This is a genomic window from Streptomyces sp. MUM 203J (genome assembly GCF_022414595.1).
Taxonomy (GTDB): Bacteria; Actinomycetota; Actinomycetes; order Streptomycetales; family Streptomycetaceae; genus Streptomyces.
Map to the genome: position 1 here is coordinate 14,345 of NZ_JADWYO010000049.1, position 20,809 is coordinate 35,153.

Here is a 20,809-nt window from a genome sequence, read left to right on the forward strand (position 1 = left end):
ACCGCCGAGCGCGCAGGCCCGCTCCGGGGCCTGCCGCTCCCGGTGGTCCAGCAGCGCCTCCGGCACGAGCCGCGGAAGCGGGACGGTCCGTACGGACGGCAGCGTCTTCGGCTGGACCAGCGTCAAGGCGCGCCGTCGGTCCGCTGAAGCGCCCGCTCCACAACCGGGGTGTCCCGGACCGGGTGCGCCGTCCCGCCGGACCGCCGGTGCCGGTGCTGTCCCCGTCGGCGTGCCGGTGTCCCTTCGGCGGAGACGCGGAGGGGGCGCCCCGCGGCGACGGCGGTAACGGGAGCCGCGATACGACGTGGAACCGGGCGGGCCGTCGTGAGGGGGTGAGCCCCCGGAGTGGCCCCGCCCCGCCCACGGGAGGGGAGAGCGGCGCCCGAGAGCCACGGCCCCGCCCGGGCCCCGCGCGGGGCCGGACACCCGGAACCCGGTCCCGGCCGGAGACCCATGGGCACGGGCCCAGCAGGGCAGGGATCACCGGCCCGACCGGCCCCCTGAGCGGGCAGGCCCCCGGGCGGGCCCCAGACCCGAGGCACGGCCCCGGACCGAGCCCCGGACCGGGGCTCGGTGCCTCAGTCGCGTGGGCGACGGCGCCGGCCCCGGGCTCCCAGCAGGAGCGTCGTGACCGCGACCGCACCCAGCAGGAGCGCCCAATCCGGGACCGCACGCCCCACCGACGCCGCCCATTGCTCCGCCGCGAACGTGGCGTCCACCGACAGGGGCCCCGGCAGCCCGGTCGCCCCGTCGAACGCCAGGAACAGCACGCCCAGCAGGATGAAGAACCCACCCGACACCAGGGACGTGGTGTGCAGCTCCCACCGGCGGCCGGCCCGGAGCACCCGTCCCCGCAGCCAGCGCCGCCGCCCAAGTTCGTACCGCTCCCACAGCAGCGCCAGCACGAACAGCGGCACCGCCATGCCCAGCGCGTACACCCCCAGCAGCAGACCCCCGTAGACGGGGCTCCCGCCCAGCGCGGCGACGGTCAGCACGCTGCCGAGGATCGGGCCCGCGCAGAACCCCGCGAGCCCGTACACCAGCCCCAGCGCGTACACGGACGCCGCGGTCGTCGGACGGATCCGGCCGCTCGCCTCCGCCAGCCGGCGCGGGGCGAAGCCGAGCCCCAGGATCTGCGCCACGCCCAGCGCGATGATCAGCCAGCCACCGAGCGCGACCAGCACCTCCCGATGTCCGTTGAAGAAGCCGCCCGCCAGCGAGCCCGCCGCACCCAGCGGCACGAGGGTCGTCGCGAGGCCGGCGTAGAAGATGCCCGTCCGGGCCACGAGCCGCGCCGCGCCGTCCGTCGAATAGGCGAAGAAGGCCGGGAGCAGCAGCGCACTGCACGGGCTCACCAGTGCCAGCAGCCCCCCGAGGAACGCCGCCAGATAACCGATGTCCGTCATCGCGCGCCCGCCGCGGGCGCCGGTGACGCGGACGCCCGCTGCGCCGCGTCCTCGATCGCCGCCCGGAAGGTCTCCAGCGGCTGCGCACCCGCGATCGGCCTGCCGTTGATCAGGAACGACGGTGTGGACGCCGCCCCCAGCCCGTACCCCTCCCGCTGGTCCCGCGACACCGCCTTCCGCGCGGCCTCGCCGTCGAGGTCACGGGTGAAGCGCGTGAGGTCCGCGACCCCCGCCTCCTCCGCCAGGTCCTTCAGCCGGTCCGCCCCGAAGCCCTTCTCCTTCGCCCCCTCCTCGTACGCCGCCCGGTGGAACTCCCAGAACCGGCCCTGCTGTCCCGCTGCCCAGGCGGCGCGCGCGGCCCGTTCGGACTCCTCCCCGAAGATCGGCATGTTGCGGAACTCGATGCGCAGCACACCCGCGTCGACGTACTGCTTCACCAGCTCGGGCTCCGTGTCCCGGGCGAACTTCCCGCAGTAGCCGCACTTGAAGTCGGCGTACTCGATCAGCACGACGGGCGCGTCCGCCCGCCCCTGGGCCAGCCCGTCCCCGTCGTCCCGCCGGGCGAGCTTCTCCAGCTCGGGGAAGACCCCTGACTCCGGCCCCGCGGAGGCGGCGGAGGCCGCCGAGGACGACGCCGGGGCATCCGGCTTCGTCGCCGCGTACGAGGCGAACGCGAGCAGCCCGGCGGCCATCGCCACCCCCGCCCCGATCAGATACGGGGAGGCGGACTTCTTCGCCGGAGACGGCTTCGCGGTGGACTTCTTCGGAGAGGACGACGACGTGGACGTGGGCATGACGGAACTCCTGAGCGTGTCAGTGCGGGAGACAGAGAACGAGAAGGACGAGCGGCGGCGGGGCCGGGCCGCTCGGCTACACGCGCAGGATCGACAGGTCCACGGGGGAGGGCGGTACGAGCGGGGGCGGCGCCCGCTCGGGCGTGATCGCCGTGACCGTCCCGGGACCGCACCCGGCGCCCGGCCCGGCCTTCGTGCCGTACGGGGCGGGCAGCAGCTCGCCCGCCGACATGCCGCGTGGCGGCGCCGCCGGGCTCAGGCCTCCCTCGTCGGACGGCGAGCCGTCGCCGCACCCGGGCGGAAGGTCCGCCGCCACGGCGACAGCCACCGCGTCAGCCGGTGCTCCGCCCACCGCCGGCACCGAGGCCGCCGCGGACGGCCGCACGCACATCAGCGCCACCACGACCGCGAGCACCGACAAGGCCGCCAGCACCGCCCCCGACACCGCCGCGCCACCGCGCCGGTCTCCGGTTCGGGGCATGATCAGGACCTTCCAGGTCGGGTTCGGGTGCGGCTGCCCGAAATGGTACGGGCAAATAGGTTCGCCACTCCCGAGCCGCGGGTGAGATCCTGGGTCACGGTATGTCTACTTCCTTCGCCGACCTGCAGACCCTGCTGGCCCAGGTCTCCCTGCGTGACGCCCACCGCCTCGGCCGCCGTCTCGAGGGCGCCCGCCGCATCCGCAAGCCCGAGGCCAGGCAGGCCGTCCTGGACGAGATCGCCGCAGAGGCGGCGAAGGCAGCCTCCCGTACCGCCGAGCGGGCCGCGAGGATGCCCGCGGTCACGTACCCGGAGCAGCTCCCGGTCAGCCAGAAGAAGGACGCGATCCTGGAGGCGATACGCGACCACCAGGTCGTGATCGTCGCCGGTGAGACGGGCTCCGGCAAGACGACGCAGATCCCCAAGATCTGCATGGAGCTGGGGCGCGGCGTGCGCGGCATGATCGGCCACACGCAGCCCCGCCGGATCGCCGCCCGGACCGTCGCGGAGCGTGTGGCGGAGGAACTCCGCACCCCTCTCGGGGAGACCGTCGGCTGGAAGGTCCGCTTCACGGACCAGGTGAACCCGGACGCGACGTTCGTGAAGCTGATGACGGACGGCATCCTGCTCGCGGAGATCCAGACGGACCGCGAGCTGCGCGCGTACGACACGATCATCATCGACGAGGCCCACGAGCGGTCCCTCAACATCGACTTCCTGCTCGGCTATCTCGCCCAGCTGCTGCCCAAGCGCCCCGACCTCAAGGTCGTCATCACCTCCGCGACGATCGACCCGGAGCGGTTCTCCCGCCACTTCGGGGACGCGCCGATCGTGGAGGTCAGCGGCCGGACGTACCCGGTGGAGGTGCGGTACCGGCCCCTGCTGGAAGAAGGCGAGCAGCACGGGGCCGAGGCCGACCGCGACCAGATCACCGCGATCTGTGACGCCGTCGACGAACTCCAGGCCGAGGGACCCGGCGACATCCTGGTCTTCCTCTCCGGCGAACGCGAGATCCGCGACACGGCGGACGCCCTGCTCAAGAAGAAGCTCCGCAACACCGAGGTGCTCCCCCTCTACGCCCGGCTCTCGCATGCCGAGCAGCACCGCGTGTTCCAGCCGCATCCCGGCCGCCGCATCGTCCTCGCCACCAACGTCGCCGAGACGTCCCTGACCGTCCCCGGCATCAAGTACGTGATCGATCCGGGCACCGCGCGGATCTCCCGCTACAGCCACCGCACCAAGGTGCAGCGGCTGCCGATCGAGCCGGTCAGCCAGGCCAGCGCCAACCAGCGCAAGGGCCGCTGCGGCCGGACCAGCGACGGCATCTGCATCCGCCTCTACTCCGAGGACGACTTCCTCGCCCGCCCGGAGTTCACGGACGCGGAGATCCTCCGCACGAACCTCGCCTCCGTCATCCTGCAGATGACCTCCGCCGGGCTGGGCGAGATCGAGAAGTTCCCCTTCATCGACGCACCCGACCACCGCAACATCCGCGACGGCGTCCAGCTCCTCCAGGAGCTGGGGGCGATCGACCCGGCCCAGAAGGATCCGAAGAAGCGGCTGACGCAGCTGGGCCGCAAGCTGGCCCAGCTGCCGGTCGACCCGCGCCTGGCCCGCATGGTGCTGGAGGCCGACAAGAACGCGTGCGTCCGGGAGGTCATGGTCATCGCGGCGGCGCTGTCCATCCAGGACCCGCGTGAGCGGCCGGCCGAGAAGCAGACACAGGCCGACCAGCAGCACGCCCGCTTCAAGGACGAGACCTCCGACTTCCTGGCCTTCATCAATCTGTGGCGGTACATCCGCGAGCAGCAGAAGGCCCTGTCCTCGTCGGCGTTCCGCCGGATGTGCAGGTCGGAGTACCTGAACTATCTGCGCATCCGCGAGTGGCAGGACATCTACAGCCAGCTCCGCACGGTCGCCAAGCAGATGGGCATACATCTGAGCGACCAGGACGCCGGTGACCAGCAGATCCACGTCTCGCTCCTCGCGGGTCTGCTCTCCCACGTCGGGATGAAGGACGTCAAGGAGGGGGCGAAGAACGAGTATCTGGGTGCGCGCGGCGCCAAGTTCGCGGTGTTCCCCGGCTCGGCGCTGTTCAAGAAGCCGCCGCGGTTCGTGATGTCGGCGGAGCTGGTGGAGACCTCCCGCCTCTGGGCGCGGGTCAACGCGAAGATCGAACCCGAGTGGATCGAGCCGCTGGCCGGTCACCTGCTGAAGCGGACGTACTCGGAGCCGCACTGGGAGAAGGACCAGGCAGCCGTCGTGGCGTACGAGAAGGTCACGCTCTACGGCGTGCCGATCGTCGCTCAGCGGAAGGTCAACTACGGGCGGATCGACCCGGAGATCTCCCGCGAGCTGTTCATCCGCAACGCCCTGGTGGAGGGCGACTGGCGCACCCACCACAAGTTCTTCGCGGACAACCGGAAGCTGCTCACCGAGGTCGAGGAGCTGGAGCACCGGGCGCGGCGCCGGGACATCCTCGTCGACGACGAGACGCTGTTCGACTTCTACGACCGGCGGGTGCCCGACCATGTCGTGTCGGGAGCGCACTTCGACTCCTGGTGGAAGCACAAGCGGCGGGAGACGCCCGACCTGCTCGACTTCGAGCGGGAGATGCTGATCAACGAGAAGGCGGGCGCGGTCACCAAGGCCGACTACCCGGACGCGTGGCGCCAGGGGTCGCTCAAGTTCCGTGTCACGTACCAGTTCGAGCCGGGCGCGGACGCGGACGGTGTGACCGTGCACATCCCGCTCCAGGTGCTGAACCAGGCCGTGGACGAGGGCTTCGACTGGCAGATCCCGGGCCTGCGGGAGGAGGTCGTGACGGAGCTGATCCGCTCCCTCCCGAAGCCGGTCCGCCGCAACTACGTCCCGGCGCCGAACTTCGCGCAGCGCTTCCTGGCCGCGGCCGCCCCGTCGGCCGAGCCTCTGACGGCGGTCCTGGCACGGGAGCTGCAGCGCATGGTGGGCGTGCCCGTGCAGGCCGGCGACTTCGACTGGTCCAAGGTCCCGGACCACCTGAAGGTGACCTTCCGGATCGTCGACGAGCGGCGCCGGAAGCTGGCCGAGGACAAGGACCTGGAGGCGCTGAAGCTGAGGCTGCGCCCGAAGGCCCGGCAGGCCCTGTCGAAGGCCGCGGCGGCCGCGACGGCGGGGCCTTCGGGGTCGGGGCAGTCCCTGGAGCGGACCGGGCTGACCGACTGGACGATCGGCGCGCTGACGCGGGTCTTCGAGACCAGGCGTGCCGGTCAGCCGGTCAAGGCGTACCCGGCGCTCGTCGACCAGGGCGAGACCGTCGCCGTAAGGCTCTTCGACACGGAGGCCGAGCAGGCGCAGGCGATGTGGAAGGGCACGCGCAGGCTCATCCTGCTCAACATCCCGGTGCACCCGGCGAAGTTCGCGTCCGACAAGCTGAGCAACCAGCAGAAGCTCGCCCTGTCCCGCAACCCGCACGGGTCGGTCCAGGCGCTGTTCGAGGACTGCGCGACGGCGGCGGCGGACCGGCTGATCGCGGACCACGGCGGCCCCGCGTGGGACGAGTCGTCGTTCCGGAAGCTGTACGACAGCGTGCGCGCCGACCTGGTCGACCTGACGGTCCGTACGATCGGCCAGGTCCAGCAGGTGCTGGCCGCCTGGCAGTCCTGCGAGCGGCGGCTGAAGGCCACGAACAGCCTGGCCCTGGTGAAGAACGTCGCGGATGTACGGGAGCAGCTGGCCGCGCTGATGCCCGCGGGTTTCGTGACGGCGACCGGGCTGCGGCGGCTGCCCGACCTGATGCGGTACCTGGTGGCGGTGGACCGTCGGCTCCAGCAGATGCCGACGTCCGTGCAGCGGGACACCACACGCATGGAGAAGGTCCATGAGATGCAGGACGAGTACGCGTGGCTGCTGGAGCAGTTGCCCAAGGGCCGTCCGGTCCCGCAGGAGGTCCTGGACATCCGCTGGATGATCGAGGAGCTGCGGGTCAGCTACTTCGCGCACGCGCTGGGCACGGCGTATCCGGTGTCGGACAAGAGGATCGTGAAGGCCGTCGACGCGGCGGCGCCGTGATGACGCGGTCGCCTTGGGTGAGGTCGACCGGGACGTCTGACCTGGGGTACAGTCTCTCTGCGCAGCCACGCAAGAGGCCGCGAAACCTGGTCCTGTGGAGCAGTTAGGAGTGCTCGCCACCCTGTCAAGGTGGAGGCCGCGGGTTCAAATCCCGTCAGGACCGCATCGCATACCGAGGGCCCGCATCATATGGTGCGGGCCCTCGGTCATGCCCGCGCAGATGAGCCGCCCCGGGGTCCGCACAGTGCGGCGCAGCATGGACGCACTCGGCAATTCCCGTCAGGACCGCACCAGATGGCGTCAGCCCGGCGCACCCGTGCCGCCGCCGCGGGCAGCCGCCCCTCCCCCGGGCGGACCTCCAGGACTAGAGGGAGGGCCGCCCCCGGCGGGAGCCGGGCCCCGTGGCCACCGGACCCGCACCCGGCCCGCACCACACGCCGCCACACCGGGCGAGGGCCCACACGGCTCTCCCGCACCTCCCTGCGGCAGACCGGATCGCCGCCCGCCGTCTTGACGCCGCCTCCCCCGCCCGGTACCCCATCAGCAGGGCATCCGCGCCCTTCACCGGAGGTGAACGCGCATGGCGGCAGCCACGGACAGGCACGAGACCCGCGCGCTTCTGCGCGCCCACCTCGCGGCGGCCTCCGGCCGCGCCCCCGGCTACCGCCACATCACCAGGCGCTGCGCCGTCTGCCGCCGTCTCCGTGAGCTGGCAGAGCTGAACGAGCTGGACGGCCTGTCGGCCGGCCTCGCGGACCTGGCCCCTCCCCCGGCACCCGGCGCCGACGTCCCGGAGCCCCGGCGGGGCCACCGGGAGGAACGGCCCAGTCTCCCTTGAACGGCCGCCTGCTGACGCCCCGCCAAGCAGGAGCACCTGCCCTCACAGGGCACCCTCACACTGTGACGGGAGTCACGGAACCTTTCTCAGAAAGCCCCCCGTTTACACCCTCCCTACAACGGGCGCATTTAATACGTGCAATTGCACCGCACCCCAAGCCCGCCCCCGGCGCCGTCCCACCGGCCCCCGGGAGTGCCCGCCGCGCATCCGCCCGGGCACAAAAAGATCGCGCCGGACCCGGCGGAGTCCGACGCGATCGCTGACACCGACCCGTTGGGGCGGGGGCGTCAGTAGAGCTGAAAAGACGGGCGTTCCGAGTTGGGGGACCCGGAGATGCCCGGCGAAACAGGGGGTGTTCAGGCTTTCGTTCAGGCCTCGCTGCGCTGCTGCGGGATGCCCGCCAGCAGGGCGCGGACCTCCGCCTCGCGGTACCGACGGTGACCGCCGAGCGTGCGGATGGACGTGAGCTTGCCCGCCTTGGCCCAGCGGGTCACCGTCTTCGGGTCCACGCGGAACATCGTGGCAACCTCGGCGGGGGTCAGCAGCGGCTCGGCATCAGGGGTGCGAGCGGTCATGAGCGGCCTCCTCGGGAGAACCGACGTTCTCGGTTCTTTCCTCTAAATTCTGCACCTTGACCCGCGTTGCCCGAAATGGCAGACGCGGGCCGAGTCGGTTATAGGACGAACGGCTTGTCCTCGGCACTACAACTACACCATCTGTCCAGCCACGTTCGGCCAAACCGACGGAATTGCCCTCTCAGGTGTCCATCAGCGGCGGAAGCCGATGGACCATGCCATAGCGGACAGTCACGTCACAGTGACGATCAGTCACAGAGCGATCAGGAGCCACCAGACCCCCCATAGCGTGCAATGCTGAGCCTTCCGCCCATAGTTGGACGGAAGGAGCCCTCCCCGGACTCCTTGTCCTATTTTGGCATGAGGTCGGGCGATCAGCGCAAGAGCCGCCGTAAGTGTGATCCATCACCCTTACGTAGACTTGACGCCCTTGTGGATACCTTGCCGCACTTGCCCCGTCAGTTGGCCGACTGAAGGTCCCGCACCGCGCGCCAGCGCTCCGCCAGCCGCCCGTACGCCACCCCCGCGGCCTCGCCGTCCCCGGAGCGCAGCGCGGCGATGCCCTCCGCGACGTCCGCCGCCGACCGGTCACCGGCCAGCTGCTCCGCCGACAGGGCGTGCACCAGGCCGCCGTAGTCGACTTCCACCAGCGAGCGCGGGTGGAACTCCTCCAGCCAGCGCCCCACATCTACCAAACCCTCGGTGAGCGGCCCCTCCTCCATGGCCTCGCGCAGGGTCTTCAGCGCCCGCGCCACCCGCCGCCTCGCCTCCACCATCGGCGTCCGGTACCGCAGCACCGGAGCCTTCCCGCCCCCGCCACCGCTTCCGGTCCCGTCCCCCGGAACGTACTCCCGCTCCTCATCCGCGAAGAGCACGAACCACCGCACCGGCACCTGCCACACCGCGCTCCGGATCCACGGCCGGGCGTCCGGGTTGACCTCCCGCCAGCGCTCGTGGTCCGCCGCCGTCTGCTCCCGGACCACCGGTGGCAGCGCCGCGTCCAGCACCGGCGACGGCAGCAGTCCCGGCAGCTCCTCCAACGCCAGCCACCCGCGCAACCGGGTCCGCCACGGGCACACCACCACCGTGCCGTCCAGCTCCGCCACGAACGCGTCACCGCTCTCGTGCACCGGCACCGGCACCGGCGGCGTCGGCAGCAGGTCGGCCAGGGAGCGGCGCAGCTCGTCCTGGGCCGTCGGGGTCTCCCCCCGCAGAGCCTGCTCCGCGTACTGCGCCCAGTGGCCCCGCTCGGGTTCCGGGAAGGCGTCGAGCGGCTCGTACACCCGCAGGTAGGAGGCGTAGGGGACGGCGAGGGAGGCGTGGGCCGGCATGCCGGAATCCTTCCACGCCCGGCCCCGCCCGTACTCCGGAGAGGTGATCCTGAGCACTGCGGGTTTCCTACGCCCAGGTAGGACTTACTCTCTCTGACGAACGGGTCGCCTCCCCACCCACAGGAGGGACCCGCAATCGCCGCTTCGTACTTGGGAGTCACCACCGTGACCGATGTGACTGACGGCGTCCTGCACACCCTGTTCCACTCGGAGCTGGGCGGCCACGAGCAAGTCGTGCTGTGCCAGGACCGCGCCTCCGGCCTGAAGGCCGTCATCGCCATCCACTCGACCGCCCTGGGCCCGGCCCTCGGCGGCACCCGCTTCTACGCGTACGCCTCCGAGGAAGACGCCGTCCGTGACGCGCTGAACCTGTCCCGGGGGATGTCGTACAAGAACGCCATGGCCGGCCTGGAGCACGGCGGCGGCAAGGCCGTGATCATCGGTGACCCGGACACGATCAAGTCCGAGGAACTCCTGCTCGCCTACGGCCGGTTCGTTGCCTCGCTCGGCGGCCGGTACGTCACCGCGTGCGACGTCGGCACCTATGTCGCGGACATGGACGTCGTCGCCCGCGAGTGCAGCTGGACCACGGGCCGCTCCCCCGAGAACGGCGGCGCCGGCGACTCGTCCGTGCTCACCGCCTTCGGTGTCTTCCAGGGCATGCGCGCCTCTGCCGAGCACATGTGGGGCGACCCGGCGCTGCGCGGCCGCAAGGTCGGCGTCGCGGGTGTCGGCAAGGTCGGCCACTACCTGGTGGAGCATCTGATCGAAGACGGCGCCGAGGTCGTGATCACGGATGTGCGGGAGGAGTCGGTGCGCCGGATCACCGACCGTTTCCCGCAGGTCACCGTGGCCGAGGACACCGACGCGCTGATCCGCACCGAGGGCCTGGACGTCTACGCGCCGTGCGCGCTGGGCGGCGCCCTCGACGACGGGACCGTCGCCGTGCTGACGGCGAAGGTCGTGTGCGGCGCGGCCAACAACCAGCTCGCGCACCCGGGTGTCGAGAAGGACCTCGCGGACCGCGGGATCCTCTACGCGCCCGACTACGTCGTCAACGCGGGCGGCGTGATCCAGGTCGCGGACGAACTGCACGGCTTCGACTTCGACCGGTGCAAGGCGAAGGCCACGAAGATCTTCGACACCACGCTGGAAATATTCGCACGTGCGAAGACGGACGGGATTCCGCCGGCCGCTGCGGCCGACCGGATCGCGGAGCAGCGGATGGCCGAGGCGCGCCGCGGGTAGCAGCGCGCGGCACCGCCCGGAGCGACCACCGAGCGGCGGACGACTGGCGGGATTCACACGCCCGTCGGGCACGCACCCTTGACAGGAGTGCCCGGCGGGCGGCACCGTGCGTCCGCGTCGGTACCTTTACGTGACCGTCTGCGTGACTCTCCGTCCTCGTGCGTTCGTACAGACATGCGTTCGCCCTCAGAGAGACAAGACTCACGCCGGTTCTGCGGGTCGGCCTCGAGAAGAGGTTAAAATCGCAGCTGACCAGCGAGGACGGGGCGCCTTGCCGGTTCGGCTCCGAGGCATGTCATGCGGGCGGCGTACCGTATGGCCGCGGAAGCAGGTACCGTTGAAGCCCTACGGGCCGGTCTCCTCATGGGGAGTCCGTCCCGAATCGTGAACGCGTGTCAAGACTCTGGGGCCGTCGAGCCCCGTCACCGAGGGGGTCGAGCCATGGGGCGCGGCCGGGCCAAGGCCAAGCAGACGAAGGTCGCCCGCCAGCTGAAGTACAACAGCGGTGGGACGGACCTCTCACGCCTGGCCGAAGAGCTGGGCGCATCGACTTCGAGTCAGCCTCCGAACGGGGAACCGTTCGAGGACGACGACGAGGAAGACGACCCGTACGCCCGCTACGCGGAGCTCTACAACACCGACGACGACGAGGACGAGGACAGCAACTCGTCTTCGAAGCGTCGCGGCGCTTGACGCTTTACCTTCCGAACCGGTCCGGGGCTATGCCCCGGACCGGTTTCTGTACTGCTCAGCTCGCGTAGTCGCCGGTCAGGGCGGCACCGCTGGTGCGCTCACCGCGCTCGGTGATCTCGCCGGCGACCCAGGCCTCGACACCCCTGTCCGCGAGGGTGGCCAGGGCCACGTCCACCGACCCGGCGGGCACGACGGCCATCATGCCGACGCCCATGTTCAGGGTCTTCTCCAGCTCCAGCCGCTCGACCCGCCCGGCCGTGCCGACCAGGTCGAAGACCGCGCCCGGAGTCCAGGTGGACCGGTCGATCTCCGCGTACAGGTGGTCCGGGACGACCCGGGCCAGGTTCGCCGCCAGACCGCCGCCGGTGATGTGGCTGAAAGCGTGCACGTCGGTGGTGCGGGTGAGCGCCAGGCAGTCCAGCGAGTAGATCTTGGTGGGCTCCAGCAGTTCCTCGCCCAGGGTGCGGCCCAGCTCGTCGACCCGCTGGTCGAGGGTCATGCCCGCGCGGTCGAACAGCACGTGGCGGACGAGTGAGTACCCGTTGGAGTGAAGGCCGGAGGAGGCCATCGCGACGACCACGTCACCCGTACGGATGCGATCGGGACCGAGCAGCCGGTCCGCCTCGACAGCACCGGTGCCGGCACCGGCCACGTCGAAGTCGTCCGGGCCGAGCAGCCCGGGGTGCTCGGCGGTCTCGCCGCCGACCAGGGCGCAGCCCGCGAGGACACAGCCCTCCGCGATGCCCTTGACGATGGCGGCGACGCGCTCGGGGTGGACCTTGCCGACGCAGATGTAGTCGGTCATGAAGAGCGGCTCGGCGCCGCAGACGACGATGTCGTCCATGACCATGGCGACCAGGTCGTGGCCGATCGTGTCGTACACGCCCATCTGGCGGGCGATGTCGACCTTGGTGCCGACGCCGTCCGTGGCGGAGGCCAGCAGCGGTCGCTCGAAGCGCTTGAGGGCGGAGGCGTCGAAGAGCCCGGCGAAGCCGCCGAGGCCACCGAGGACCTCGGGACGCCGGGCCTTCTTCACCCACTCCTTCATCAGCTCGACGGCGCGGTCGCCCGCCTCGATGTCGACGCCCGCGGCGGCGTAGCTGGCGCCGCCCTCGGCACTCGGGGTCTGAGACATGGGGTTCGGAGCTTTCGTGTCGTCCAGCCGGGTCGTGCGGCTGGGTGGCTGACTGCGGGCCGTACGGACCGCTCGGTGTCGTCGGGTCGGTCGGAGTCGGGAACGGTACGGGAACGGGGGAGGCCCGGGTATGGCGCCGGGGGCGCGGACACGCCCTTCGCTCCCGTGCCCGGGCCGGGCCGCCCAGGTCCGGGAGGACCGCCCTAGGGGCGGCGCAGCGCGTCGGCGGCGGCCGTGGCGGCGGTACCGGCGGCCAGCTCCGTCTCCAGCAGCTGCTTGCCGAGCAGCTCGGGGTCGGGAAGGTCCATGGGGTACTCGCCGTCGAAGCAGGCGCGGCACAGGTTCGGCTTGGCGATGGTGGTCGCCTCGATCATGCCGTCGATCGAGATGTACGACAGCGAGTCCGCGCCCAGCGACTTGCCGATCTCCTCCACGGACATGCCGTTGGCGATCAGCTCGGCGCGGGTGGCGAAGTCGATACCGAAGAAGCAGGGCCACTTCACGGGCGGCGAGGAGATCCGGACGTGGACCTCGGCGGCGCCCGCTTCGCGGAGCATCCGGACGAGTGCGCGCTGGGTGTTGCCGCGGACGATGGAGTCGTCGACCACGACCAGGCGCTTGCCCTGGATGACCTCCTTGAGCGGGTTCAGCTTGAGCCGGATGCCCAGCTGGCGGATGGTCTGGGACGGCTGGATGAAGGTCCGGCCGACATACGCGTTCTTGACGAGCCCGGCGCCGAACGGGATGCCGCTCGCCTCGGCGTAGCCGATGGCGGCGGGTGTGCCCGACTCCGGGGTCGGTATGACGAGGTCCGCCTCGGCCGGGGCCTCCTTGGCGAGCTTCCGTCCCATCTCCACCCGGGAGAGGTAGACGCTCCGGCCGGCGATCTCGGTGTCGGGGCGTGCGAGATAGACGTACTCGAAGACACAGCCCTTGGGCTTCGCTTCCGCGAATCGCGAGGTGCGAAGACCGTTCTCGTCGATGGCGATCATCTCGCCCGGCTCGATCTCCCGGACGAAGCTCGCGCCGACGATGTCGAGGGCGGCGGTCTCGGAGGCGGCCACCCAGCCGCGCTCCAGCCGGCCGAGCACCAGCGGGCGGATGCCCTGCGGGTCGCGGGCGGCGTACAGCGTGTGCTCGTCCATGAAGACGAGGGAGAAGGCGCCCTGGACGTCAGGGAGGACCTTCGCGGCGGCCTGCTCGACGGTGAGCGGCTTGCCGTCGGCATCGACCTGCCCGGCCAGCAGGGCCGTGACCAGGTCGGTGTCGTTGGTGGCCGCCACCTGGGTGGAGCGGCCGTTCTCCTTGGGGAGGTCGGCGACCATCTCCGCCAGCTGGGCGGTGTTCACCAGGTTGCCGTTGTGTCCGAGCGCGATCGACCCGTGGGCGGTGGCCCGGAACGTCGGCTGGGCGTTCTCCCAGACGGAGGCCCCCGTGGTCGAGTAGCGGGCGTGACCGACCGCGATATGACCCTGGAGAGAGGAGAGGGAGGTCTCGTCGAAGACCTGGGAGACCAGGCCCATGTCCTTGAAGACGAGGATCTGGGAGCCGTTGCTGACCGCGATTCCCGCGGATTCCTGACCCCGGTGTTGGAGGGCGTAGAGCCCGAAGTACGTGAGCTTTGCGACCTCTTCACCCGGCGCCCAGACCCCGAAGACGCCGCAAGCGTCCTGAGGGCCCTTCTCGCCGGGAAGCAGGTCGTGATTCAGTCGACCGTCACCACGTGGCACGCCACCGAGTGTAGGCGAGACCGAGCACTGGTCCGAATTGGGGACGCGACGCGGTTACGCCATGCGCCACCCCCGGAAAGCCCCTCACAGCCCCCGCTCCCCGCCCCGCCCCGCTCCCGGGCGGGGGACCCCCGAACCGCAGGTCCAGCCGTCCAGGCACCCCCTGGCGACGGCTGAGGCGTCCCGGATGACACGGAACCGCCGCCGGGCGACGCGCGGCCCGGCCCCCGGGATTCGCCCCCGGATGTGACCGACCTCGCACCCTCCCGGGCTCTGGACGGCCTGATTAGGCGGTTACCGACGGGTTGTCCCCTCTGCCCGGTGCTCGGGGGAGCGCACCGTCCGGGCGTGATCCGGGGTCCGGGGCGGTGCCCCCGTTCGGCGGAGCCGCACAGTGAGCACAGCCGGGAGGGGACGGGGAGGCGGAAGGGGCGGCGGCCTCAGCCGCCCGGGCGGTGAACCCCGTGCCGTCCCCGGCGGTGACCGTCAGCGTGTCGTTCCCGACGCGATAGGTGAGCGGCCCTCCGCGCAGGACGGCGAGAAGGTGCTCCTCCAGTTCCCCGCCAGGGCGGTCGCAGAGCTTGCGGGTGGTCGCGACAGGGCCGAACGTCAGTGTGTCCGGGCGGACGGTGACCGCAGCGGTGAAGGTGTTGCAGCCGAGGCCGCCGTGCGCGGAGCCGTCGGGACCGAGGGTCAGACGGGCCGGCCCGTCCGTGCCGACGGGCAGCGTGGAGGCCCCGCCTCCGGTCAGCAGGCCGTCCACCGTCCAGGTGGTGCCGAGGAGCGCGGCAGCAGGCCGCTCACTGAGCGCGACGGTGTCACCGTCCACCGTCGTGAGCGTGAGCCGGCTCCCGTCCAGCTCGGCCCGCAACGGCCCCCCGGTGAGCAGCGACGACAGCAGATCCTCGAACCGCTGCACCGCGCCCGCGCAGGCCCGCTCCGTCATGGACGGCTCCCCGAGCGTGATCCGGTCACCCCGCAGGCCGGCGTCCGCACCGAACCGGTTGCACCCGAGGAACCCCTCGGCCCTGCTCCGGGTGAACCGGACATGGGCGTCCGTCCGGTCGGGCGCGACGGTACCGGCCCCGCCGACGACGACACGGTCGACGGTCCAGCGGGTGTGGGTGAGAGGAAGGGGCGCGGGCTCGCCACCGCCGCCCGCGCCCGCGCCGCACGCGCCGAGACCGGACAGCACCAGGAGCGTGAGCAGTACGGCGGCCGTGTTCCGCTTCGGGATCCGCATGCCGTTCTGACGGAAGGAGCGGGGTGTCGGTTCCGCGCGGCGGCGCGTCGGTCAGCCGAGCACCGGCAGGTAGGCGGACAGGTCGGCGCGCTCGCCGCCGGCGGTGAGACGCGCCTGGTCGAGCGCCTCGCCCCAGCTCGTCCGGCCGGTGGCCAGCCGGGCCCAGGTCAGCGGGTCGGTCTCGACGACGTTCGGCGGAGTGCCCCGGGTGTGCCGGGGACCCTCCACGCACTGCACCACCGCGTACGGCGGAATCCGCAGCTCCACCGCCCCGCCCGGTGTCCGCGCGGCGAGCGCGTCCGCAAGCAGCCGGGTGCAGGCGGCGAGCGCCTGCCGGTCGTACGGGATGCCGAGCCCGGTCGCGGTGTTCAGGTCGTCGGTATGGACGACCAGCTCGACCGTGCGGGTGACGACGTAGTCGTCCAGGGACAGGGCACCCGCGCCGGTGGCGAGCAGCCGCGAGCCGGGGTGGGCGGCGAGGGCGGCGGTGTAACGCTCCTCCGCGGCGGCGAGGAGGGCGTCCGGGTCCGGGTGGCGCTCCGCGAGTTCGCGTGCGTGCGCGGCGATGTCCGGGGCGTCGGCGGCGATCGCGGGCGGCCAGTCGACCAGCGCGGCGGTCCGCTTCGCGGGTTCCGGCAGTGCGGTCAGCCGGACGACCGCGTCCAGGCTCATGCCGAGGTGGGCGACGACGTCCCGCACGGTCCAGGTCCCCAGCCGGGTGGGCAGCGCGAGCTGCTCCGGCGTCAGTGTCCGGGCGGCGTCCCGCACGTTGCGGAACTGTGCGAGGACGGCGGCGCGGGTCCTGCCGGGGTCGTAACTGCGGGCACGCGTCTTGGCCATGCGCCCGAGGCTACTGGGGCGGGCGTCCCGGCGGTTCCCTCCCCCCCGTACCACCGTGCGGCTCCGCCACAGGGCGGGGCGCCGGCCCCGGCTTCCCACCGGGTGGGGTCGGCCCCACGCCGGCGTGGGCGGCGCCGCCCACGTCTCCGGCCCCACATCCCCGTCCGCGCCCGGCCGTTCCGCGCGCCGGGACGCGGCCGCCGCGCTCCCGGTGGCCGCGTCCCGAACTCCCCGTCCACGCCCGCCGACCCGACGCCGTGGCCCCGCCCGGAGAGCATGCACCGCACCTGGGCCGCACGGACACCCGTGTCCCGGTACCCGGGTCTCCACCGTGCCGGAGCAGGGGGCGGCGGGGCGGCCGTGCTCCTGGCGGCCGTCTCGGCGGGACGCGACAGGGGCCGGTCCGCACGGATGCGGACCGGCCCCTGGAGCCGTACGGACTTCGCTCAGGCGAGCAGCGCCGGAATCGTCGCCTCGTGCGCCTCGCGCAGTTCGCCCAGCGTGATGCCGAACTCGCCCTGCACGTCGACGGAGTCGCCGTCCACGACACCGATACGGGTCGCGGGCAGGCCACGGGCGCCGCACATGTCGGTGAAGCGGAGTTCCTCACTGCGCGGGACGGCCACGACCGCGCGGCCGGCCGACTCGCTGAACAGGAAGGTGAACGCGTCGAGCCCGTCCGGGACGATCAGCCGGGCGCCCTGGCCGCCGCGCAGGCAGGACTCCACGACCGCCTGGACGAGGCCGCCGTCGGACAGGTCGTGCGCGGCGTCGATCATCCCGTCGCGGGACGCGGAGATCAGGATCTCCGCGAGCAGCTTCTCCCGGCCGAGGTCGACCTCGGGCGGCAGTCCGCCGAGGTGGTCGTGCACGACCTGGGACCAGGCCGAGCCGCCGAACTCCCCGCGGGTGTCGCCCAGCAGGTACAGCAACTGGCCCTGCTCCGCGAAGGCCATCGGCGTCCGGCGGGTCACGTCGTCGATCACGCCGAGCACCGCGACGACGGGCGTCGGGTGGATGGCCACGTCCCCGGTCTGGTTGTACAGCGACACGTTGCCGCCGGTCACCGGCGTGCCCAGCTCCAGGCAGGCGTCCGCGAGACCGCGCGTGGCCTCCGCGAACTGCCACATGACGCCCGGGTCCTCCGGCGAGCCGAAGTTCAGGCAGTCGGAGACGGCCAGCGGCTTCGCGCCGGTCGCGGCGACGTTGCGGTACGCCTCCGCCAGCGCGAGCTGCGCGCCCGCGTACGGGTCGAGCTTGGCGTACCGGCCGTTGCCGTCCGTGGCCATGGCCACGCCGAGGTCGGTCTCCTCGTCGATCCGGACGACACCCGCGTCCTCGGGCTGGGCGAGGATCGTGTTGCCCTGCACGAACCGGTCGTACTGGTCGGTGATCCATGCCTTGGAGGCCTGGTTCGGGGAGCCGACGACCCGCAGGACCTGCGCGCGCAGCTCGTCCGGCGTGGCCGGCCGGGGAAGCTTGGCGGCGTCGTCCGCCTGGAGCGCGTCCTGCCAGTCGGGCCGCTCGTAGGGCCGGTGGTAGGTCGGGCCCTCGTGGGCGACGGTGCCCGGGGGCACGTCCACGATCTGCTCGCCGTGCCAGAAGATCTCCAGCCGCTCGCCGTCGGTCACCTCACCGATGACGGTGGCGATGACGTCCCACTTCTCGCAGATCTCCATGAACCGGTCGACGTGCTGCGGCTCGACGATCGCGCACATGCGCTCCTGCGACTCGCTCATGAGGATCTCCTCGGGCGAGAGCGTCGCGTCACGCAGCGGTACGGAGTCCAGCTCGATGCGCATACCGCCGGTACCGGCCGAGGCCAGCTCGCTGGTCGCACAGGACAGACCGGCGCCGCCGAGGTCCTGGATGCCCGCGACGAGCTTCTCCTTGAAGACCTCGAGGGTGCACTCGATGAGGAGCTTCTCCTGGAACGGGTCACCGACCTGGACGGCGGGCCGCTTGGCGGGCTTCGAGTCGTCGAAGGTCTCCGAGGCCAGCACGGACACGCCGCCGATGCCGTCGCCGCCGGTGCGGGCGCCGTACAGGATGACCTTGTTGCCGGGGCCGGAGGCCTTGGCGAGGTGGATGTCCTCGTGCTTCATCACGCCGATGCAGCCGGCGTTGACCAGCGGGTTGCCCTGGTAGCAGGAGTCGAAGACGACCTCGCCGCCGATGTTCGGCAGGCCCAGGCAGTTGCCGTAGCCGCCGATGCCCGCGACGACGCCCGGGAGGACGCGCTTGGTGTCGGGGTGGTCGGCGGCGCCGAACCGCAGCGGGTCGACGACCGCGACCGGGCGGGCGCCCATGGCGAGGATGTCGCGGACGATGCCGCCGACGCCGGTGGCCGCACCCTGGTAGGGCTCGATGTAGGAGGGGTGGTTGTGCGACTCGACCTTGAAGGTCACCGCGTAACCCTGGCCGACGTCGACGACACCGGCGTTCTCTCCGATGCCGACGAGCATGGCGTCGGACTGCGGGGCCTTCTCACCGAACTGCTTGAGGTGGACCTTGCTGCTCTTGTACGAGCAGTGCTCGGACCACATGACGGAGTACATGGCCAGCTCGGCGCCGGTGGGCCGACGGCCCAGGATCTCCCGGATCCGCTCGTACTCGTCCTTCTTCAGGCCGAGTTCGGACCACGGCTGCTCGACGTCGGGTGTCTCGTTCGCGTGCTTGACGGTGTCGAGGCTCATGCTGCGTCCTTTGGTTCCCTCGCTTCGCCCGCTCACGGGGAGACCAGCTTCTTGAGGATCGAGGTGAAGAATCCGAGGCCGTCGGTGCGGCCCGTGCCGACCAGCGGCTCCACGGCGTGTTCGGGGTGCGGCATCAGGCCGACGACGTTTCCGGCGGCGTTGGTGATGCCCGCGATGTCGCGCAGCGAGCCGTTGGGGTTCATGTCCAGGTAGCGGAAGGCGACCCGGCCCTCGGCCTCCAGCTCGTCGAGCGTGCGCTCGTCGGCGGTGTACCGGCCGTCCATGTTCTTCAGCGGGACCTGGATCTCCTGGCCCTGCTCGTAGTCGGCGGTCCAGGCGGTGTCCGCGTTCTCCACCCGCAGCCTCTGGTCGCGGCAGATGAAGTGGAGGTGGTTGTTCCGCAGCATCGCGCCGGGCAGCAGGTGCGCCTCGGTGAGGATCTGGAAGCCGTTGCAGATGCCGAGGACCGGCATGCCCGCCCTGGCCTGCTCGATGATCGTGTCCATCACCGGCGAGAAGCGGGAGATGGCCCCGGCGCGCAGGTAATCGCCGTAGGAGAAGCCGCCCGCGAGGACGACCGCGTCGACCTGCTTCAGGTCCTTGTCACGGTGCCAGAGCGAGACGGGCTCGGCGCCCGCCAGCCGGGCCGCGCGCAGCGCGTCCTGGTCGTCGAGCGTCCCGGGGAAGGTGACGACTCCGATGCGAGCGGTCACGCCTCCTCCACCTTGACGACGAAGTCCTCGATGACGGTGTTGGCGAGGAAGGTCTCGGCCATCTCGTGGATGCGGGCGAGGGCGGCGTCGTCGACGGGTCCCTCCACATCCAGTTCGAAGCGCTTCCCCTGGCGGACGTCCGCGATCCCCTCGAAGCCGAGGCGGGGCAGTGCACGCTGCACCGCCTGCCCCTGCGGGTCGAGGATCTCCGGCTTGAGCATGACGTCGACTACGACGCGTGCCACTGGCACTCCCGGTGGTGTGTTGCGTGGGCGGTTCCCTCAGCGTACCTGCCTACAAATTCTACGCGAGTAGATTTCCAGAGGATCCCACAAATGACGGAGTTGATCACCCCAGGATGCCGACGGCGCGACCCCGCCCGGACGGTCGCGGGATTGTTTTCGGGATTTCCGAGACCCCGGGGGACACGCCCTGGCAATTACCAGGGCTTCCCAATACGGCAACAGCGCTGTACAAAGGATTCCAGAGGGCGAAAGATTTCCCCTCCATGCCCGTTAATCCGGTATCGCCGCACGTCACAACCCTCTCGGTACGAACACCACGGACGCCCGGGAACGTGACGGAACACACAGCCCGAGGCGGCGGAACCGCAGGAAAGGACCGATATCCGTGGCGCAGCGCGTAGTGGTCACACTCTCCGACGACATCGATGGCGGAGAAGCGACGGAAACGGTCAGGTTCGGACTCGACGGTAAGACGTACGAGATCGACCTCAATGACGCGAACGCAAAGAGACTGCGGGAGCTGCTCGCGCCTTACGTGGCGGCGGGCCGCAAGAAGTCGGGCGCTGCCGCCTCGGGGCGGCGGCAGCCGTACCGGCACACGTCCCTGGCCCCGGATCCGGCGGCCGTGCGGGCCTGGGCGCAGTCCAACAAGCTGGACGTGCCGGCCCGGGGGCGGATCCCGAAGCGGATCTACGAGGCGTTCCACGCGGCCCACTGACACGGCGGCGGGAGCCCGGCCGCCCTCTCCCGGCCGGGTCTCCGGGGGCGGAGTTGCGCAGCACCCCCCTTGAT

At 71.5% G+C, this 20,809-nt stretch carries 17 protein-coding genes and 1 tRNA gene; 6 read left to right on the forward strand and 12 right to left on the reverse strand.

The features are described 5' to 3' along the window. Positions 1-578: 578 nt before the first annotated feature. From I3F58_RS21845 to I3F58_RS21855, 3 genes are all read right to left on the reverse strand, one after another. A complete protein-coding gene (locus I3F58_RS21845; RefSeq protein WP_240110359.1) occupies positions 579-1,406 on the reverse strand; it encodes a cytochrome c biogenesis CcdA family protein in 828 nt (275 codons plus the stop codon). After that, the gene (locus I3F58_RS21850; RefSeq protein WP_240110360.1) at positions 1,403-2,200 is read right to left on the reverse strand and encodes a DsbA family protein; all 798 of its coding nucleotides are present in this window, start codon (positions 2,198-2,200) and stop codon (positions 1,403-1,405) included. The genes I3F58_RS21845 and I3F58_RS21850 overlap by 4 nt, the downstream gene beginning before the upstream one ends. A gap of 76 nt (positions 2,201-2,276) precedes the next feature. Beyond that, positions 2,277-2,681: a hypothetical protein gene (locus I3F58_RS21855; protein ID WP_240110361.1), complete on the reverse strand. Its 405-nt coding sequence runs from the start codon at positions 2,679-2,681 to the stop codon at positions 2,277-2,279. 101 nt (positions 2,682-2,782) lie between these two features. On the opposite strand from I3F58_RS21855, the gene hrpA reads away from it, so the two are divergent. From hrpA to I3F58_RS21870, 3 genes are all read left to right on the forward strand, one after another. Next, positions 2,783-6,730 (forward strand): ATP-dependent RNA helicase HrpA, encoded by a 3,948-nt coding sequence (gene hrpA / locus I3F58_RS21860; protein ID WP_240110362.1) that lies wholly within the window; start codon positions 2,783-2,785, stop codon positions 6,728-6,730. Between the two features lie 88 nt (positions 6,731-6,818). Further along, positions 6,819-6,893: transfer RNA gene (locus I3F58_RS21865), tRNA-Asp, on the forward strand. 417 nt (positions 6,894-7,310) lie between these two features. Then, positions 7,311-7,568: a DUF6274 family protein gene (locus I3F58_RS21870; protein WP_240110363.1), complete on the forward strand. Its 258-nt coding sequence runs from the start codon at positions 7,311-7,313 to the stop codon at positions 7,566-7,568. A gap of 368 nt (positions 7,569-7,936) precedes the next feature. On the opposite strand, the gene bldC is transcribed toward I3F58_RS21870, so the two are convergent. Both bldC and I3F58_RS21880 read right to left on the reverse strand, forming a co-directional pair. Beyond that, positions 7,937-8,143, reverse strand: coding sequence for a developmental transcriptional regulator BldC (gene bldC, locus I3F58_RS21875; protein ID WP_003949541.1), 207 nt, complete (start codon positions 8,141-8,143; stop codon positions 7,937-7,939). A gap of 458 nt (positions 8,144-8,601) precedes the next feature. Then, on the reverse strand, positions 8,602-9,474 hold the full coding sequence (locus tag I3F58_RS21880; protein ID WP_240110364.1) for a hypothetical protein: 873 nt from the start codon (positions 9,472-9,474) through the stop codon (positions 8,602-8,604). Between the two features lie 165 nt (positions 9,475-9,639). Between I3F58_RS21880 and I3F58_RS21885 the strand changes: the two genes are divergently transcribed. Next, positions 9,640-10,722, forward strand: a complete 1,083-nt coding sequence (locus I3F58_RS21885; protein ID WP_240110365.1) for a Glu/Leu/Phe/Val dehydrogenase dimerization domain-containing protein — start codon at positions 9,640-9,642, stop codon at positions 10,720-10,722. 441 nt (positions 10,723-11,163) lie between these two features. Then, positions 11,164-11,415, forward strand: coding sequence for a DUF3073 domain-containing protein (locus I3F58_RS21890; RefSeq protein ID WP_240110366.1), 252 nt, complete (start codon positions 11,164-11,166; stop codon positions 11,413-11,415). A gap of 55 nt (positions 11,416-11,470) precedes the next feature. On the opposite strand, the gene purM is transcribed toward I3F58_RS21890, so the two are convergent. From purM to purS, 7 genes are all read right to left on the reverse strand, one after another. Continuing rightward, positions 11,471-12,550, reverse strand: coding sequence for a phosphoribosylformylglycinamidine cyclo-ligase (gene purM / locus I3F58_RS21895; protein ID WP_240110367.1), 1,080 nt, complete (start codon positions 12,548-12,550; stop codon positions 11,471-11,473). A 203-nt stretch (positions 12,551-12,753) separates the two neighbouring features. Continuing rightward, complete coding sequence (gene purF, locus I3F58_RS21900; protein ID WP_240110368.1) at positions 12,754-14,280, reverse strand: amidophosphoribosyltransferase; 1,527 nt, start codon at positions 14,278-14,280, stop codon at positions 12,754-12,756. A gap of 286 nt (positions 14,281-14,566) precedes the next feature. Further along, the gene (locus I3F58_RS21905) at positions 14,567-15,523 is read right to left on the reverse strand and encodes an META domain-containing protein (protein ID WP_240110369.1); all 957 of its coding nucleotides are present in this window, start codon (positions 15,521-15,523) and stop codon (positions 14,567-14,569) included. A 51-nt stretch (positions 15,524-15,574) separates the two neighbouring features. Then, a complete protein-coding gene (locus I3F58_RS21910) occupies positions 15,575-16,363 on the reverse strand; it encodes a maleylpyruvate isomerase family mycothiol-dependent enzyme (RefSeq protein WP_240110370.1) in 789 nt (262 codons plus the stop codon). A 446-nt stretch (positions 16,364-16,809) separates the two neighbouring features. Then, a complete protein-coding gene (gene purL, locus I3F58_RS21915; RefSeq protein ID WP_240110371.1) occupies positions 16,810-19,059 on the reverse strand; it encodes a phosphoribosylformylglycinamidine synthase subunit PurL in 2,250 nt (749 codons plus the stop codon). A gap of 32 nt (positions 19,060-19,091) precedes the next feature. Next, a complete protein-coding gene (gene purQ / locus I3F58_RS21920) occupies positions 19,092-19,772 on the reverse strand; it encodes a phosphoribosylformylglycinamidine synthase subunit PurQ (protein WP_240110372.1) in 681 nt (226 codons plus the stop codon). Further along, complete coding sequence (gene purS / locus I3F58_RS21925; protein ID WP_023587565.1) at positions 19,769-20,017, reverse strand: phosphoribosylformylglycinamidine synthase subunit PurS; 249 nt, start codon at positions 20,015-20,017, stop codon at positions 19,769-19,771. The genes purQ and purS overlap by 4 nt, the downstream gene beginning before the upstream one ends. Before the next feature lie 385 nt (positions 20,018-20,402). On the opposite strand from purS, the gene I3F58_RS21930 reads away from it, so the two are divergent. After that, on the forward strand, positions 20,403-20,735 hold the full coding sequence (locus I3F58_RS21930; RefSeq protein ID WP_240110373.1) for an Lsr2 family protein: 333 nt from the start codon (positions 20,403-20,405) through the stop codon (positions 20,733-20,735). Positions 20,736-20,809 lie beyond the last annotated feature (74 nt).